This window comes from Echinicola jeungdonensis (assembly GCF_030409905.1).
GTDB classification, from domain to species: domain Bacteria; phylum Bacteroidota; class Bacteroidia; order Cytophagales; family Cyclobacteriaceae; genus Echinicola; species Echinicola jeungdonensis.
This window is the reverse complement of record NZ_JAUFQT010000002.1, coordinates 920,306-937,208: the sequence shown is the minus strand read 5'-3', so window position 1 is coordinate 937,208 and position 16,903 is coordinate 920,306. Positions and strand designations below refer to the sequence as shown.

The following is a 16,903-nucleotide window of genomic DNA, read 5'->3' as shown; positions in this document are numbered from 1 at the left end:
AATTATGATTTCTTTTTTCGGGTAGTCTTACCTCTTTTTTTGTCCGGTTGATTTTCTATCAATTCCATTGTTTCAGCGTAGGTTAAATCCTCTGCAACCTTATCCTTAGGAATCTTATAGTTCTTTTTACCAAATTTAATATAAGGTCCCCATCTGCCATTTAGTATTTGAATGTCAGGATTTTCATCAAAGGATTTAATGTGTTTTTTGGCATCTGCCTCCCTTTTGGCTTTGATAAGCTCAATGGCTTCTGCTTCATTGATGCTCAAGGGATCATATTCCTTACCCAAAGAAACAAATTTACCATCATGCCTCACATAAGGGCCAAAACGGCCAATAGCAGCCACAATCTTTTTGTCTTCAAAAGTGCCTACATCCCTGGGCAATTTGAAGAGTTCCAGGGCTTCCTCAAGCGTTATGCTTTCAATAAACTGGCCTTTTTTAAGGCTTGCAAATTGCTTGTCCTCATCATCCTGATCACCGATTTGCACCAGGGGTCCAAACTTACCCAAACGGGCAATGATCGGCTTGCCGGTTTTAGGGTCTTTTCCTAATTCACGGGAGGAGCTGACATTGGCCCTTTCTACATTGGCTGTATTTTCTACAGTGGAATGGAATTTCCCATAGAAATTGTCAATCATCTGATCCCACTGCTGGCCACCGTGGGCAATATCATCAAATTCCTTTTCAACCTTGGCGGTAAATTTATAATCAATGATATTGGGGAAATGCTCTACCAAAAAGTCATTGACAACCATGGCAATATTGGTGGGAAAAAGCTTGTTCTTATCCGAACCCGCATATTCTGTTTTTTCGGCTTTCTCAAACTTTCCATCCTTTATGACCATCTCAGTATATTGCCGGGGTTTTCCCTCCCTGGATTCCTTTATGACATAATTTCTTTTTTGGATGGTAGAAATGGTTGGCGCATAGGTGGATGGCCTTCCAATCCCCATTTCTTCTAATTTTTTTACCAATGAAGCTTCTGTATACCTTGCAGGAGGCCGGGTAAAGGTCTGCCTGGATTTCATTTCAATCAAATCCAATACCTGACCAATGGTCAATGGAGGAAGCAATCCTTTGTTGCCGTTTTCTTCTTCTTCATCCTCCTCATCCGTACTTTCTAGATATACTTTCAGAAAACCCTCAAATTTTATAACTTCTCCAGTGGCACTCAAGTGGTGGTCAGAATTGGAAATATCAATAGAGACATGGGTTTTTTCCAATTGGGCATCTGCCATTTGCGAGGCAATGGATCTTTTCCAAATCAGTTCATATAGTCTTTGCTCATTGCGGTCACTACCTGCTTCCTGGTTGGAAAAATTGGTTGGCCGGATGGCCTCGTGGGCTTCTTGTGCACCTTCTGATTTTGAAGTGTATTTTCTCGCTTTATGGTAATCCGGACCAAATGCGGAAAGAATCTGTTTTTTTGCACTTTCCATAGCTTCTTCGGACAGGTTCACACTATCTGTTCTCATATAGGTGATTTTACCTGCCTCATATAGCTTTTGGGCAATGGTCATGGTCTGGGACACAGAAAAGCTCAATTTTCTACTGGCTTCTTGTTGTAGGGTAGAAGTCGTAAAAGGTGCCGCAGGTGTCTTTTTGGCAGGCTTTTTTTCCAGTTTGCCAATAGAAAAATCAGCTTCCAAGCAATCCTTTAAGAATGCCTCGGCTTCTTCCTGAGTTTCAAATTTCTTAGGGAGCTCGGCGTGAAGTGTTTTTCCTTTTACATCAAAAAGAGCAGTTACCTTATAAGAAGATTTGGACTGGAATTTCTCAATTTCCCTTTCCCTTTCCACGATAAAGCGAACAGCTACAGACTGAACCCTACCAGCAGAAAGGCCGGCTTTTACCTTTTTCCATAGCACAGGGGATAGTTCAAAACCTACTAAGCGGTCCAAAATCCTCCTTGCCTGCTGTGCATTGACCAGGTCAATATCAATGGCCCTTGGATTTTCCAGGGCTTTCAGAATAGCATTTTTTGTAATTTCCCGAAATACAATTCTTTTGGTCTTGTCATCTGAAAGCTTGAGTACCTCTTTCAAATGCCATGATATGGCTTCCCCTTCGCGGTCATCATCACTTGCCAGGTAAATTGTATCGGAATCCTTGACCAAATTTTTTAACTGCTTGATCACATCCTTTTTATCCGGAGTGACTTCGTAGGTGGGTTTAAATTTATTTTTGATATCAATAGCCTTATCCCCTTTAGGAAGATCCCGGACATGCCCGTAGCTGGAAGCTACTTTGAAATCCTTCCCTAAATACCCTTCTATGGTTTTTGCTTTTGCCGGAGATTCGACAATGACTAAATTCTTTGGCATAATTTGTATCCTTTTAGGGTATAGCTTAAATAGCAATACCAACAAAAACCAAAAATAGAAGCGATTCCCTTCTCCTCCAAATAATAATTAATCTCATATTCATTTTGGCGGTACCAAGACTAATTTGTTAATTCATTAAATCATTTTAGAAAAAATCCTACACCATGAAACGAATAGCATTATTGCGGCATGGGGAAGCAGAGTATGGAAAAGGACAATCTGGAGATTTTGACAGAAAGCTGACCTCATCTGGAAAGTACAGGGTTGAAAGATTGGCCCTAGTATTGGCGGAACGAAAATTCAGCTTTGACCTGATACTTCAAAGCCCTGCAGTAAGGACCCAAGAAACAGCTGAAATCATAAGCACCGCCATAGAAATCAAAAAGAAATTAGAGGAAAAAGATTATTATCTGGCTGAAAAGGATGCCTGGCTGGAGAAAATAAATGACTTACCAGAAGAATTTGATTCTGCCTTGGTCGTGGGCCATAACCCAGGGCTTAGTACTTTGTTGGACTATTACGTTGGGGATTACTTTTTGAATTTGTCTCCTGGCATGCTGGCAATTGTGGAAATTGAAGTTGATTCCTGGAAAGCCATTACCGCTGGCTCCGGGGTGTTGGCGGAAGTGATTCAGTAATAGGGAATTGAATCTAAGTAAGGTCAAAGCATCAAGGAATATTATACATTTTTTTGGGCATTAGTGGGAAATTGTGTTAGATTAAGGAAGGAAAAATTGTGAATATAAAAGGTTGATGTCTTCAATTTTCCTGTTAAATTATTGGCATATTTTGCTTTTTTACTAGTCATCTTTACCCAAAATCGATATGACCACTAAATATCAATTAATTGACAAATTTGATCCTAATGGGGTAGGAGCAGAAGGAACATTATTTGGCCTGCCTTTTGACGAAATTACTGCAGATTTAATTGTAATTCCTGTTCCCTGGGAAGTAACGGTTTCTTACGCTCACGGAACCGGCGAGGGACCAGCCACAGTTTTGGCTGCTTCCAATCAAGTGGACCTTTACCAGGATGATATTCCGGAAGCCTGGAAACTGGGCATTTATATGTTGCCTATTCCCCAGGATATTCATTTGAGCAGTACCAACCATCGGATTTTGGCCAATAATTATATTGATTGGTTGGCGATGGGATCAGAAAAAGGAGATGAGGAACAGTTTACAGCGGTTCCTGGATTGATCAACAAGGCCTGCGAAAAAATGAATAATTGGGTATATGAAAAGGCAAAGGAATATTTATACCAAAATAAAATGGTAGCCCTTATCGGGGGAGATCATAGTACCCCTCTTGGATTTATCAGGGCTTTGGGGGATAAATATTCCAGCTTTGGGGTACTTCAAATTGACGCTCATGCAGATTTGAGAAAATCTTATGAGGACTTTGAGTACTCTCATGCCTCCATTGGTTTTAATATTCTGAAAGTGCCCGAGGTAAGTCATTTGGTTCAGGTTGGTGTGAGGGATTATTGTGAGGATGAAGCCGATTATGCAAAAGAAAATAAAAAAGTGACGACTTTTTATGATCGGAAAATTAAGGAGGATGCCTATGCAGGAAAAACCTGGTTAGAGCAATGTGAGGAAATTATAGATGCATTGCCCAGGGAAGTATATGTTACCATTGATATAGATGGATTGGATCCAAAACTCTGTCCTCACACGGGTACTCCGGTTCCCGGTGGTTTTGAAATGGAACAGGTGCTGTTTTTGATGAAAATGTTGGTCAGGGAAGGGAAAAAAATCATTGGATTTGACCTGGTAGAAGTAGCCCCTGGCCCCAATGAGGATGAATGGGATGGTAATGTAGGGGCAAGGGTGTTTTATAGAATGGCCAACTTATTTGGGGTATCCCAGGGGAAATTGGATCTATATTAAATAATTGGCAATAGAAGATTGAAAAAAACAGCAAATTTAAGTTTGCTGTTTTTTTATGTAGATAAAATGGGTAAGTAAAAATGATCTTAAAGAAGAATGAAGTTATCTGACCAGGTGTCAGTAATCCGAAAAATCAAAAGGGATCCACGGACTTTACTCCTTAACTCAATCAACTTTCTTCCTTTTTCAATATTTGGAGCTTGCGGTATATTTGGCCTATTTTTTTATAGAAGATGATTTGAAAAAATTCCTTTCCCCTTTAATCAGAAGTAATTTTAGATTTTCTTTGGGGTAATTGTTTGATGAGGGGAACTTATTTTCACCTTGATTCAAATAATTGAGGTTAATACTTCGATCCCAAAATCAATTGGCCAGGCATTCGAATGGTTTATGAACAATTTAAAAGGTACCATAAAAAATATTTCTGTGGATCAGCAAATTACCCTGGTGGATATTCAGGTAGGAAATTTGGATATGCTGGCCATTGTAATTGATACTCCTGAACATGCCTCATACCTAAAACTCGGAAGGAAGGTTAAGGTGATTTTTAAAGAGACAGAAGTTATCATTGCTCATAATCCTATATCTGAAATTAGCCTGCAGAATAAAATCCCCGGAAAAATTCTTAGAATGGAAGAAAATGCATTATTGACCAAAATAGAGTTGGATACGAATTTAGGCCCATTATCTTCCATTATTACCACCAGGTCTGCACATCATCTCAATTTGCAACCAGGACAATCTGTGGTTGCCTTAGTGAAAACCAATGAAGTAATGTTGTCGGTATGATGGATTGGGAACCCTTGATATTGACTTTTCAATTGGCCTTGGTGGTTACTTTGGTTTTATTGGTGATTGGCATTCCTTTTGGGTATGGTTTGGCCATGTCCAAAGGTAAATGGAAACCATTGGTTGAAACCTTGGTGAGTATGCCCTTGGTGCTTCCCCCAACTGTTCTTGGGTTTTATTTACTAATGGCGTTTAGCCCTGGGAATTTTATAGGAAAATGGTTGGACCAATGGTTAGGTCTTAAATTGGTGTTTTCATTTGAAGGCCTGGTTTTGGCTTCTGTGGTATATAGTTTACCCTTTATGGTTCATCCCATTCAATCGGGGATTTCAAAACTTTCCCCTTCTTTGACAGAGGCTGCCTATGTCATGGGGAAATCCAAAACTACGACACTTTTCCGGGTGCTTTTGCCCAATATCCGGCCTTCCCTTTTAACAGGCATTGTATTGACATTTGCTCATACTGTGGGTGAATTTGGGGTGGTCTTGATGATTGGAGGGAATATTCCCGGTAAGACAAAAGTAGCATCAATAGCCATTTATGATGAGGTGGAGGCACTACAATATGATAATGCCAATGCTTATTCCCTGATTTTATTTGCCATCACTTTTTTGATATTATTAGGCGTATATTGGGTCAATGGCCGGCAAATCAAGCAACTAATCTAATGATTACACTTTCGCTCCAAAAACAGTTAAAAACCGCAGCTGGGGATGTTCATTTGTCCCTGGAAGGTACTATCCAGAAACAGGAGTTTATCACCTTGTATGGAAAATCCGGAGTTGGAAAGACCACCACATTAAAAATGATTGCCGGGCTTTTATTCCCTGATGATGGGAAAATTTTGGTTCATGAAAAACTTTGGGTTAATGTAAATCAAAAGATTAACCTTCCTCCACAAAAGCGAAAAGTGGGCTTTGTTTTTCAAGATTATGCCCTTTTTCCCAATATGACCGTAGAAGAAAATCTTTCTTTTGCTCAATCCGGCAGGAAGGAAAAAAGGGTGATTGATGATTTGATAGAAATTACCGATTTGGGCAATCTAAAAAACAGAAAACCGAATTCACTGTCAGGGGGACAGCAACAAAGGGTGGCTTTAGCCCGGGCATTGGTGCAAAAGCCGGAAATTCTATTGTTAGACGAACCTTTGTCTGCTTTAGATCATGAAATGAGGATGGTATTACAGGATTATATTTTAAAAGTCCATCGGGAATTCCAGTTGACCACCTTTTTGGTCAGCCATGATATCCCGGAAATTATTAAAATGTCTGACAGGGTTTGGCATTTGGAAACTGGTAAAACTACCATAATCGAAGACCCCATGGACATATTTTCGGAGCATAGAATCAGCGGGAAATTTCAATTTACCGGGGAAGTGTTGGAACTCCTTCCTCAGGGCTTTATTTACATAGTTACTGTAATGATCGGTAATAACCTGGTCAAGGTAATGGCCGATGAACAGGAAGGAAAGCAATTAAGAGTGGGGGACAAGGTTATGGTGGCCTCCAAGGCTTTTAATCCCGTTATTCAGAAAATTTCTTGATATTTTGAATTCGGACCGCATTTAAAATAGCCATCAAAGCTACCCCCACATCTGCAAATACCGCACCCCAAAGACTTGCCATTCCCAGGGCCCCAAGGGTGAGCACTGCTATTTTTATCCCAAAAGCCAATCCAATATTTTGATAGACAATCTCCCTTGTTTTCTTTCCGATTTGAATGGCCAATGGGATTTTTGAAGGATGGTCCGTTTGGATTACCACATCAGCAGTTTCAATGGCAGCATCACTTCCCAGGCCTCCCATGGCAATGCCCACATCAGCTCTTGCCAGCACCGGAGCATCATTGATTCCATCACCAACAAAAGCGACAGATCTTCCGGTTTCTTTTAATAGTGATTCAAGTTTTTCCATTTTTTGATGGGGGAGCAATTCCCCGTAAGCTTGCTGTATTTTTAAGTCCTTAGCGACTTTTTGGGTAACTACATTATTATCCCCTGATAACATTATTAAATCCTTGAGACCCATTTTTTGGAGCCTTTGGGTGGTTAGTAGTGCATCAGATTTTAACTGGTCTGAAATAAAAAGATAACCTACATAATGGTTGTCAATGGCCACATGGATAATAGTTTCGGTGGCATCCAGGGTATCTGCACAGGTGATAACCTGGTATTGGTCCATCAATTGTTGGTTGCCCACCAAAATTATTTTCCCATCAATTTTTCCCTTCAGGCCCATTCCGGAAATTTCCTCCTGTTCCTCAGGGTCCATCAAAAGTAAATCCTCTTTTTTGGCATAATTTGTTATTGCCTTGGCAATGGGGTGGTTGGATTTTCTTTCCAGACTGGCAGCATAACCTAACCAATGGGGCTGGTTGGAATCCATTTTTTTTATGTCCTGCACTTCAAAAACTCCCTGGGTAAGTGTACCTGTTTTGTCCAGAACCACGGTATTAATTTTGGTTATTTGGTCCAAAAAATTCGCTCCTTTAAATAAAATGCCATTTCGGGAAGCGGCTCCAATCCCGCCAAAATATCCTAATGGAATAGATACCACCAGGGCACAGGGGCAGGAGATCACCAAAAATACCAATGCCCTGTATAGCCAATCCTCAAACACATAATTTTGAACAAAGAAATAGGGCAGGAAAGTGAGGGCTATGGCCAGGTAGGTCACAATGGGAGTGTACACCTTTGCAAATTTGCGGATAAATTTTTCGGTTTTGGCTTTACGGGAAGAGGCTACCTGTACCAATTCAAGAATCCTGGCCAGTTCACTTTCTTCAAATGCCTTGGAAACCTTTACTTCTATCAAATTTTCCAAATTGATCATTCCTGCCAAAAGGGAACCTCCCTGGCTGAATTTAACTGGTTTGCTTTCCCCGGTAAGGGCAGCAGTATTGAATCTTCCCTGAGAGCTGAGCAATTCCCCATCCAAAGGGATTTTCTCTCCTGGTTTTACCTGAATGGTTTCCCCAACCTTGATTTTTTCCGGATCTAAGGTGATATATTGATCCTCTCTCAATACATGGGCTTGATCTGGCCGAAGGTCCAATAGGGATTTAATATTTGATTTGGCACGGCGAACGGCCATTCCTTGGAAAGTTTCCCCAACCTGGTAAAACAGCATGACCGCCACTGCCTCGGGGAATTCACCTATTGCAAAGGCCCCCAAAGTAGCAATGCCCATCAGAAAAAATTCCGTAAAAACCTCTCCCTTTAAGATCAGGTTTAAGCCTTGTTTCAATACCGGCCAGGCCACAGGCAAATAGGCTAAAATATACCAGGCTAAGCGGAAAGACCCTTCAAAAAATGCAGGTTGCCACCATTGGTCGGCTGCAATTCCAAACAAAAGCATAGCAAAACTTAAAATGCTGGTTCCCCAGTTTTGAATCCATTTTGTAAAGGAAGTTTTAATTTTTACCTCTTCTATACAAGTGTTGTCATCACAACAACAGCTTTTTTCCTGGACCTGTGTTGAAATGTTTTTATTGTTCATACCCCAAAGTTAATCAATAAAGTAGTGCACGTAAATTGCATTTAACCACTGGGAAGAATTGGGAAATTTAAAATTGGAAGATAGAAATAGGGAGTACAGGAACATCGGGAAAAAAATGGGGATCCAATTTTTATTCTGTCACATTGCAAACCGTAGAATTCAAAAAAAGGAATGGATTTAATCTAAAAGGTTGATCACTGATCACCAAATACCAATTCTTAAAGGAACCAAAGTGTCAAACAAAAAGCCTCCCGGGAACCGGAAGGCTTAATGTGCGCACGAGAGGACTCGAACCTCCATGCCCGAAGGCACTGCCGCCTGAAGACAGCGCGTCTACCAATTTCGCCACGTGCGCTGGTGGTTTTTAAGTAATTTATTTCTTAAGGATGAATTGTCTTTCCCAAAGCGAGTGCAAATAAACTAAAGAACATTGGTATATCCAATGGCTGGTTTTAAAATTAGGTTGAAAATTCCCGGTGTAATATCAATCCCTCAAGTAAAAATAAAATCTTACTATTCCCTTTCTCGTACGCAATTACCGAAGTGTAATAAATTAAAATGACCTTTGGATGGCCCTTGAAGCATCTGGTTTTTGGGCGATTTAGGAGGGCGTTAAAAAAATGAATTAGCTCGCGAAGTGGACGAGCGAGATCCATTCATTTTTAGCCCAGAGCAATTGGCCAAAAATCAAATTAGGTAAACTAAGCTGTTATTGAAAACGAAATTGGCTCAATTTGAAAGATGCTTCACAGGCCTTGCCCCGAATGCTTTCGGGGTTGGGCACTTTTTCATCAAGGAAAAAGTGTCAAATCCATTTATTATTTTAAACGTGTAAAGTTCCAGGTTCTATAATTGAAAAGAAAGTTTATTAACTAAACGAATTGATACTGATTTTTTATTTGATTTTTTCCCACCAATTATCCATATCATTTAATGTTTCAAAAGTGAAAATTTTTCCCAATTCCGGAATAAAATAATCCTGTTTTTGGGCAATGGCTTCTTTGACAAACCTTTCCACCGGGTCTTTCCAATGGTGAGGGGAAAGGGTAAAGGCTCCCCAGTGGACTGGAACGGCAACTTGGGCCTGAGCATCCATGGCAGCTTGAATGCTTTCTTCAGGATAAAGGTGGACTTGGTGCCAGTGTTTATAGTATTGGCCGCATTCTACAAAGGCCAGATCAAATGGACCGTATTCCTGACCAATGGCTTTAAAATGATTCCCATAGCCTCCATCCCCGCTCCAATATATTTTATGGTCATTGGATTGGAAGATCCACCCTCCCCATAGGGTTTTTGACCTGTCCAAGGCACCCCGGCCGGCAAAATGCCTGGAAGGGGTAAAGGTGAGCTTAATACCCTGGAATTCCACTGCTTCCCACCAGTCAAATTCTTTTACTTGTTGTGCCGGAATTTCCCATTTTTCCAAATGCCGGGAAATTCCTAGTGCTACCAGCCAGATATTGACCTTTGGTTTAAGTTTCATGATGCTTTTATAATCCAGGTGGTCATAATGGTCATGGGTCAGCAGAATAGCATCAATGGGCGGAAGGGTATCGATAATGTCCAGGGTGTTATTACTGAACCTTTTTGTAGCAAATGGTCCAATAGGGGAAGCATCAGGCCCAAACATGGGATCGATCAGCAAATTGAATCCATGGAGTTGCATTAAGACCACAGAATGCCCATACCAGATGAATTTGGGTTTTCCATCTTCCGGTTGAAATTTTTCAGCGTCAAAAGGATGAATCGGCAGGCTTTGCTTGGGAACACGATCTTGTTTGCCTGAAAAATTATCCTTGAGAACGGTTGGGAGGGTTTTAAGGTTGATATCGATTTGGGTTGCTGCCAGATTCACGAATTTCTTACCATTCCAGTTTTTGGATTGTTGGAATTTATTGAGATCCTTTCTTCGGATGGATCCACCAAATTGGGCAGGGTTGAGCATGTGTTTTTTTATGGTTTTGTACGGAAGAATGGGGATTTGGGATACTTTATGGTTGTGGTTATATGGATTGTCGTGGTTAAATGGCCTTTTTAAAATAGTGGTTAATTGTTTAATCGGTTAAATGTTTAATTGAATGAAAGCCTTTGCTGATTCAAATCCAGGTGTTTTTTCGGTAGAAAGAGCCTTTTGCCAAGGAATGATTTTAAATCCAATTTTTTTTGTTGGATTTTTCCGTAATTGAGTGATTAGGTCAAAGGTGATAGGTGAAAACTTATTAGGTTCAGTTAAAAATTATAATGAGTCAGAAACTCAACTTATTAAGGTCCCACGTCGGAAACGGCGGGACAACAGGAGCCTTAGAAGTAGTACAGCCTTCGATAAAAAAAGGTCCCGTGGCACAACCGGCAGGACAACTTGGACAACTGAAAACCAGAGAAGAACTTCTCTTAAATATTGGAAATTCGAATAAATGTGTATTTTTACTTCTGCAGGTAAGAAATTGGTTTATATATATTTTTTTCAGTGAAAAACATGGTTTTTCCTTTAATGTTATTCTGAACAATTGCATAATTGGAATGGTTTATTGAACCAATACTTTGAATAAAATGGGTGATTGATGGCTGAAGTTTTGATCTTTATTTTTGTGCTGGCCGTTTTGGCTCCTTTTCTCCAAAGGTTTCACAGGATTGGTCTATTTTTGCTTTCTTCCTCTTTGCTGGGGGTGCTGGTTTATTTTGTTGGTTTGGTCCAGCCGGTTTTGGAAAAAGGCAGCCTGGAATATCCATATCAATGGGCCAATGAATTAGGAGTATCGCTTAACTTTTTGGTAGATGGCTTAAGCCTGTTTTTTGCCTTATTGATCCTTTCCTTTGGCCTTTTGATCTTGATCTATGCCTCCAGTTATCTGAAAGGAGATCCCAAAATTGGCCGTTTTTATATGTACTTTTTGTTCTTCTTGGGCTCCATGTTGGGATTGGTTTTAGCTTCCAACTTGATTAGTTTATTTGTTTTTTGGGAGTTGACCAGTTTTAGTTCCTATTTATTAATCGGCTATTATAACCAAAAAGAAAAATCCAGAAAAGCAGCCAGGCAGGCTTTATTGGTCACGGGCTTAGGGGGACTGGCCATGTTGGCTGGTTTTGTTTTGCTGGGCATGGCTGGTGGGACCTATGAGATTCCAGCATTATTGGATAATGCCGGCTTGTTGGAAAACCATCCTTATACCCAAGCCATCGTTTTGTTGATCTCGTTTGGAGTTTTTACTAAATCCGCCCAATTTCCATTTCATTTTTGGTTGCCCAATGCCATGGAAGCTCCAACACCGGTCAGTGCTTATTTGCATAGTTCCACTATGGTCAAAGCAGGTATCTATTTGATTTTTAGACTGAATCCACTCTTAACCCAATCAGAATTTTGGAAGGATATTTTATTGATAATTGGTGCCATTACCCTGTTGGTGGGGGCGGTGGAAGCATTCCGTTCGGATGACTTGAAAAGAGTATTGGCCTACACTACCATCAGTGCTTTGGGCTTATTTGTTTTGATGGCCGGAATTGGCTCCAAAGATGCTTTAAAGGCAGCTTTTATTTACTTGATTGCCCATGCGCTTTATAAAGGTGGATTGTTTTTGGTGACAGGAATTCTGGACCATAAATGCGGGACCCGGAATATCAGTGACCTTGCTGAGGTAAGAAAGAAAATGCCTTTAACTGCCCTTGCCACAGGATTGGCCTGTGCTTCGATGGTGGGGTTGATTCCTCTTTTGGGTTTTTTGGGAAAAGAGATGGTTTATAAGGCCTCTTTATCTTTCACTTCCTGGAATTGGGGGATGATGGGTATTGTAATGTTGTCTAATGTCTTTTTTGTGGCCATTGCATTTAAAATCTTTATTGCCCTCTTTTTACAACCTTCAAAGGATAAAACCACTCAACCGGTAAATGAAGCATCCATTTGGATGCTGATTGCTCCTTTGGTAATGGGTTTTGCTGGATTGTTTATTGGGGCTTTTCCGGAATTTTCTTTAAAATCAATTTCCGGATCTGCAGTGCCTTCTATTTTGGGAAGTCCTTTAGAGTTGGATTTAAGTTTATGGCATGGTTTCAATTTTATTTTCATATTAAGTTTGGCCACTATCGCCATTGGCTTTATTCTTTTCCTGGGCCGAACACGCATTTTGGTATGGATGTCCAAAATCAAAATTCCATTTGAATCCCTTCCAGAAAAGGGATATCAAAATGTAGTGGAAGGATTACAAAAATGGGCAAATAGCCAAACCCGCTGGATTCAAAACGGATATTTACGTAACTATATCAGCATTTTTATTTTCGTATTTATTGTTTTGGTAACCTTTCATGTAATCCGTTCGGGGTTGATTTTTGATGAATTGATAAAATTGGGTAGTCAGGATATAATCAATAATAAACTGATTATTTTATTTCTGGTTGTAGTGACTTTGGTTTTCATTTTTCTGTCAAAATCTCAATTGATGGTGGTGGCCGCCATTGGAATTATTGGTTATTCAATCGCATTGAGCTATACGATGTACAGTGCTCCCGATGTGGCCATAACCCAGTTTTTGGCAGAATCTTTAAGTTTGATCCTTTTGATTTTAATTGCTCCCCAGCTACCTGGATTGGTCAATACCAAATTAAAAATAAAAGGAAGGTATTTGTTGGTCTCCATTCTTTTTGGCTTGGTGATGACCTGGGTTACCTTGATGGGGATGGGGGTGGAAAAGTCCAGTCCGCTCAAAGATTATTTTCTCAAAAACAGTATATTAGAAGGTAAAGGAGCCAACGCGGTTAATGTGATTTTGGTGGATTTTAGAGCCTTGGATACTCTTGGGGAAATATCTGTGTTGGCCATTACGATGGTTGGGATAATATCATTATTGAAGGTTTCAAAAATAAACCCCTGATTTTTATGAAAACATTGGTGTTAGAAACTTTGCTAAAACCCCTGGTGCCATTATTTATTGTGTTTGCCTTGTATATGTTTTTCCGTGGGCACAATCATCCTGGGGGAGGCTTTATTGCGGGACTTATTGCGGTTATACCTTTGATGATTCATGCTATTGCCTTTTCCCCAAATAAAACAGTAGCCGTTTACAAGGTGAAGCCGTTTTTCCTTGCGACAGGCGGATTACTTTTGGCGGTTATCAGTGGAATGTTTTCTTTGATCAAAGGATCAGTTTTTATGGCTTCCCTTTGGCCGGAAAATGAAATGCCGGTATTTGGGAAAATAGGTACTCCCATTTTATTTGATTTGGGGGTTTTTTTGGTGGTGGCGGGATTTGTATTGAAGGTTACCTTTTTGTTTGCTGAAAAAGATCAAAAATGAATTTAATAGTTGCACTTGTCATAGGGATTTTGTTTGGCTCCAGCATTTACCTGATGCTCAATAGGAATTTCTTTAAATTGATCTTAGGGGTTATTGTCTTTGGATATGCCAGTATCTATTTCCTTTTTGTAATTTCCGGAGTGACCCAAAACAATCCACCTCTGATAAGGGAGGAAACAGCCGAAAACCTGCAAAAGTTAGCAGACCCATTGCCACAAGCCTTGACGCTTACGGCAATAGTCATAGGAATAGGGGTCCAATTGTTTGTAATTGTTTTACTAAAAAAGGTTTACGGAGTATTAAAAATCGAAGATTTGGATGAACTCCAATCCACAGATGAAATAGATCAACCCAAAAACAAAGAAGAATAAGCATTTGGTCCTATTTAACCCCATATTGATCCTGATCCTGGCCGCCATTTTATGCATGCTATTTTGGGTTAAACCGCAAATCCAAAAAATTATAACCATAAGCGCAATTTTTCTGTTTTTTGCTAGTGCAGTAAGATTAACATATTTGGTTACTACAGAGGGGATTCAGACGGTCCAGGCAGGGGAGTGGCCCTCTCCATTTGGGATTACCTTTGTGGCGGATACCTTTAGTGCGCTGATGGTATTGGTGACTTCATTAGTATCTGTTGCTTGTATTATTTATGCTTTGGAAAATATTGACAAAAGCAGGAAAGCAAAAGGCTTTTACCCCATTTTCCTGTTTATGATTTTTGGAGTAACGGGGGCTTTTTTAACCGGGGATGTTTTTAACCTTTATGTATGGTTCGAGGTGATGTTAGTGTCTTCCTTTGTATTGATATCCCTGGGAAGCGGAAAGGCCCAATTGGAAGGAAGTGTTAAATACGTGATATTAAATTTTTTGGCATCCTGCTTTTTCTTGGTTGGAGTGGGTTTGCTTTACAAAATCACCGGAACCCTAAATATGGCGGCTCTTTCCGTAAAAATCAAAGAGGTGGAAGAACCCGGGATGATTACCCTGTCGGCCCTGTTTTTCTTTTTGAGTTTTGGGATCAAGGCTGCCTTGTTTCCTTTGTTTTTTTGGCTTCCAGCTTCTTATCATACCCCTCCACTGGCCATTTCCGGTTTGATGGCCGGTTTGTTGACCAAAGTGGGAGTTTATGCCATGATCCGATTTTTTACCTTGATCTTTACCCATGATACCGCCTTTACCCATCAGCTTTTACTTATTGTGGCAGGATTGACCATGCTGGTAGGGGTTTTGGGGGCAATAGCCCATAATGATTTCAGGAAAATCCTTTCCTTCCACATTATCAGTCAGATAGGTTATATGATTATGGGATTGGCCCTCTTTACACCACTTGCACTTGCTGGGGCTATTTTTTATATTATTCATCATATCATCGTAAAGACGAATTTGTTCTTGATCAGTGGTTTAACAAAAAGCATTAATGGAAGTTTTCAAATAAAAAGTAATGGAGGGATTTATGATTATTTTCCCTTGATTTCAGTCTTATTTGTGGTGGCTGCCTTTTCACTGGCAGGAATTCCTCCCTTATCTGGCTTCTGGGCCAAATTTATTTTGGTGAAAGCAGGAATGGAAATTCACCAGGAGGTTATTGTTGGAATAAGTTTGTTAGTGGGGCTTTTGACTTTGTTTTCCATGACAAAAATTTGGACGGCAGTATTTTGGGCCAAAGGGACAAAGAAGTTGGAAATGCTGGTTTCTTCAGAAAATCATTTTCAAAATTCATTCCTTAAAGAAAAGTACCTGATGATTATTCCAGTGATCTTTTTGGCCATGATAACCTTATGGATCGGTTTTTTTCCCAATCTTTTATTGGACCTGGCAATACAGGCATCCGATCAACTCATCCAGCCGGATGATTATATCAATGCAGTTCTCAAACGTAATTAATGATGGTGTATTTATTCAATATATTGGCAGCCGTTTTCTTTACCTTCTTTACACATGAAGTTTATACAGAAATTCCCCATACTGCATTGATGAGCCTAAGTTTGTTTTTGGGGTATTATGGGGTTCTTTGGCTGTTTTCCTGGTTTTATAATAAAAGGCATTTTAAAAAAGTGCCCATGGCTATAGGCCTTTTTCTATTTTATATTAAAGAATTGTGGTGGGCTTCTTTAAAGGTGACTTACGACTCCCTTACACCCACTCACCATATGAAACCAGGGGTGATTGCTTATCCGATGATTGCAAAATCTGATATTGAAATTACGCTATTGGCCAATTTTATTACACTTACCCCAGGGTCTTTATCTATTGATATATCTGAGGATAGGTCGATATTGTATATCCATGAAACCTATATACAGCATGGAGATATTCCCAAGTATAAGGAGAAATTGAGGAACGGTTTTGAAAAAAGAATTTTGGAAATCACAAGATGAGCATTTATTACCTTTTATTAACGTTGGCCATTGGGGTTTTATTTATTGGGGTAATGCTGACCATGATCCGGTTTTTGATAGGCCCCACCTTGCCGGACCGTATCATTTCCCTGGATCTTTTATCTTCCATGTTAATAGGGATATTGGCTTTGTATTCCATTGTTTCCGGAGTGGATTCCACCCTTGAAGTGGCTTTGGTGCTTTCTCTGATCACCTTTTTAGGGACTATGGTATTTGCCAATTATTTGATTGAAAAGATGAAAAAATAAATGGGAATTCGAGATATAATTAGTGCAGGTTTGATTTTAATAGGGGTGGTCTTTATGCTTTTGGCTGCCATAGGACTGATTCGTTTTCCCGATTTCTATATTAGGAACTCCGCCAGCACCAAGGCTGCGATTCTGGGCTTAGGGCTGATCCTTTTGGGAACGGGTATTTATTACAATCAAATTCTGATTTTTGTTGAATTGTCGGCCATTTTCCTGTTTATCTTTTTAATCAACCCTTTGGCTTCCCATATCGTGGCCAGGGCGGCTTTTAAAACCAAGGTCCCTTTTTGGAAAAAAACCAATTTGGATGATATCAAGGAACTGGAAAAAAAAGAAAAGGATAAAAAGAAAGCTGATTAATTGTTTGTTTGGGGGAAGAATTTGCTTGAATGGAATCCAGCTGAATAAGAAAAAATTCTTATATTATATAAGTAATTAAACTTCAGGGATCACATTTCAAATT

Annotated in this window: 15 protein-coding genes and 1 tRNA gene; 12 read left to right on the top strand and 4 right to left on the bottom strand. The window is 39.8% G+C overall.

The genetic code is table 11. The features are described from left to right. Positions 1-2 precede the first annotated feature (2 nt). On the bottom strand, positions 3-2,327 hold the full coding sequence (topA, locus tag QWY93_RS17325; protein ID WP_290249668.1) for a type I DNA topoisomerase: 2,325 nt from the start codon (positions 2,325-2,327) through the stop codon (positions 3-5). 164 nt (positions 2,328-2,491) lie between these two features. On the opposite strand from topA, the gene QWY93_RS17320 reads away from it, so the two are divergent. The 5 genes from QWY93_RS17320 to QWY93_RS17300 all read left to right on the top strand — a co-directional run bounded on the left by QWY93_RS17320 (position 2,492) and on the right by QWY93_RS17300 (position 6,552). Continuing rightward, entirely contained in the window at positions 2,492-2,965 is a 474-nt protein-coding gene (locus QWY93_RS17320) for a SixA phosphatase family protein (protein WP_290249667.1), read from the top strand. Between the two features lie 187 nt (positions 2,966-3,152). Further along, positions 3,153-4,220: an agmatinase family protein gene (locus tag QWY93_RS17315; protein WP_290249666.1), complete on the top strand. Its 1,068-nt coding sequence runs from the start codon at positions 3,153-3,155 to the stop codon at positions 4,218-4,220. 390 nt (positions 4,221-4,610) lie between these two features. Continuing rightward, on the top strand, positions 4,611-5,009 hold the full coding sequence (locus QWY93_RS17310) for a TOBE domain-containing protein (protein ID WP_290249665.1): 399 nt from the start codon (positions 4,611-4,613) through the stop codon (positions 5,007-5,009). After that, positions 5,009-5,677 carry a molybdate ABC transporter permease subunit gene (gene modB, locus QWY93_RS17305; RefSeq protein ID WP_290249808.1) on the top strand — a complete coding sequence of 223 codons (669 nt, stop codon included), beginning with the start codon at positions 5,009-5,011 and terminating at the stop codon, positions 5,675-5,677. The genes QWY93_RS17310 and modB overlap by 1 nt, the downstream gene beginning before the upstream one ends. Beyond that, positions 5,677-6,552, top strand: a complete 876-nt coding sequence (locus QWY93_RS17300; protein WP_290249664.1) for a sulfate/molybdate ABC transporter ATP-binding protein — start codon at positions 5,677-5,679, stop codon at positions 6,550-6,552. Before modB ends, QWY93_RS17300 begins: the two co-directional genes overlap by 1 nt. Here QWY93_RS17300 and QWY93_RS17295 read toward each other — a convergent pair. From QWY93_RS17295 to QWY93_RS17285, 3 genes are all read right to left on the bottom strand, one after another. Next, entirely contained in the window at positions 6,533-8,506 is a 1,974-nt protein-coding gene (locus QWY93_RS17295; protein WP_290249663.1) for a heavy metal translocating P-type ATPase, read from the bottom strand. The genes QWY93_RS17300 and QWY93_RS17295 overlap by 20 nt on opposite strands. Positions 8,507-8,779: 273 nt before the next feature. Then, a tRNA-Leu gene (locus QWY93_RS17290) sits at positions 8,780-8,861 on the bottom strand. 540 nt (positions 8,862-9,401) lie between these two features. Then, positions 9,402-10,451: an MBL fold metallo-hydrolase gene (locus QWY93_RS17285; RefSeq protein ID WP_290249662.1), complete on the bottom strand. Its 1,050-nt coding sequence runs from the start codon at positions 10,449-10,451 to the stop codon at positions 9,402-9,404. A gap of 616 nt (positions 10,452-11,067) precedes the next feature. Here QWY93_RS17285 and mbhE point away from each other — a divergent pair. Genes mbhE through mnhG form a run of 7 tightly spaced genes read left to right on the top strand, consistent with a single transcriptional unit; the run spans position 11,068 to position 16,800 of the window. After that, positions 11,068-13,368: a hydrogen gas-evolving membrane-bound hydrogenase subunit E gene (gene mbhE, locus QWY93_RS17280; RefSeq protein WP_290249661.1), complete on the top strand. Its 2,301-nt coding sequence runs from the start codon at positions 11,068-11,070 to the stop codon at positions 13,366-13,368. 5 nt (positions 13,369-13,373) lie between these two features. Then, the gene (locus QWY93_RS17275) at positions 13,374-13,790 is read left to right on the top strand and encodes an MnhB domain-containing protein (RefSeq protein ID WP_290249660.1); all 417 of its coding nucleotides are present in this window, start codon (positions 13,374-13,376) and stop codon (positions 13,788-13,790) included. Next, positions 13,787-14,161, top strand: coding sequence for an NADH-quinone oxidoreductase subunit K (locus QWY93_RS17270; RefSeq protein WP_290249659.1), 375 nt, complete (start codon positions 13,787-13,789; stop codon positions 14,159-14,161). The genes QWY93_RS17275 and QWY93_RS17270 overlap by 4 nt, the downstream gene beginning before the upstream one ends. A gap of 4 nt (positions 14,162-14,165) precedes the next feature. Then, positions 14,166-15,677 (top strand): Na+/H+ antiporter subunit D, encoded by a 1,512-nt coding sequence (locus QWY93_RS17265; protein WP_290249658.1) that lies wholly within the window; start codon positions 14,166-14,168, stop codon positions 15,675-15,677. Continuing rightward, positions 15,677-16,171 carry a Na+/H+ antiporter subunit E gene (locus tag QWY93_RS17260; RefSeq protein ID WP_290249657.1) on the top strand — a complete coding sequence of 165 codons (495 nt, stop codon included), beginning with the start codon at positions 15,677-15,679 and terminating at the stop codon, positions 16,169-16,171. Before QWY93_RS17265 ends, QWY93_RS17260 begins: the two co-directional genes overlap by 1 nt. Further along, positions 16,168-16,440 carry an MrpF/PhaF family protein gene (locus tag QWY93_RS17255; RefSeq protein ID WP_290249656.1) on the top strand — a complete coding sequence of 91 codons (273 nt, stop codon included), beginning with the start codon at positions 16,168-16,170 and terminating at the stop codon, positions 16,438-16,440. The genes QWY93_RS17260 and QWY93_RS17255 overlap by 4 nt, the downstream gene beginning before the upstream one ends. Continuing rightward, a complete protein-coding gene (gene mnhG / locus QWY93_RS17250; RefSeq protein ID WP_290249655.1) occupies positions 16,441-16,800 on the top strand; it encodes a monovalent cation/H(+) antiporter subunit G in 360 nt (119 codons plus the stop codon). Positions 16,801-16,903 lie beyond the last annotated feature (103 nt).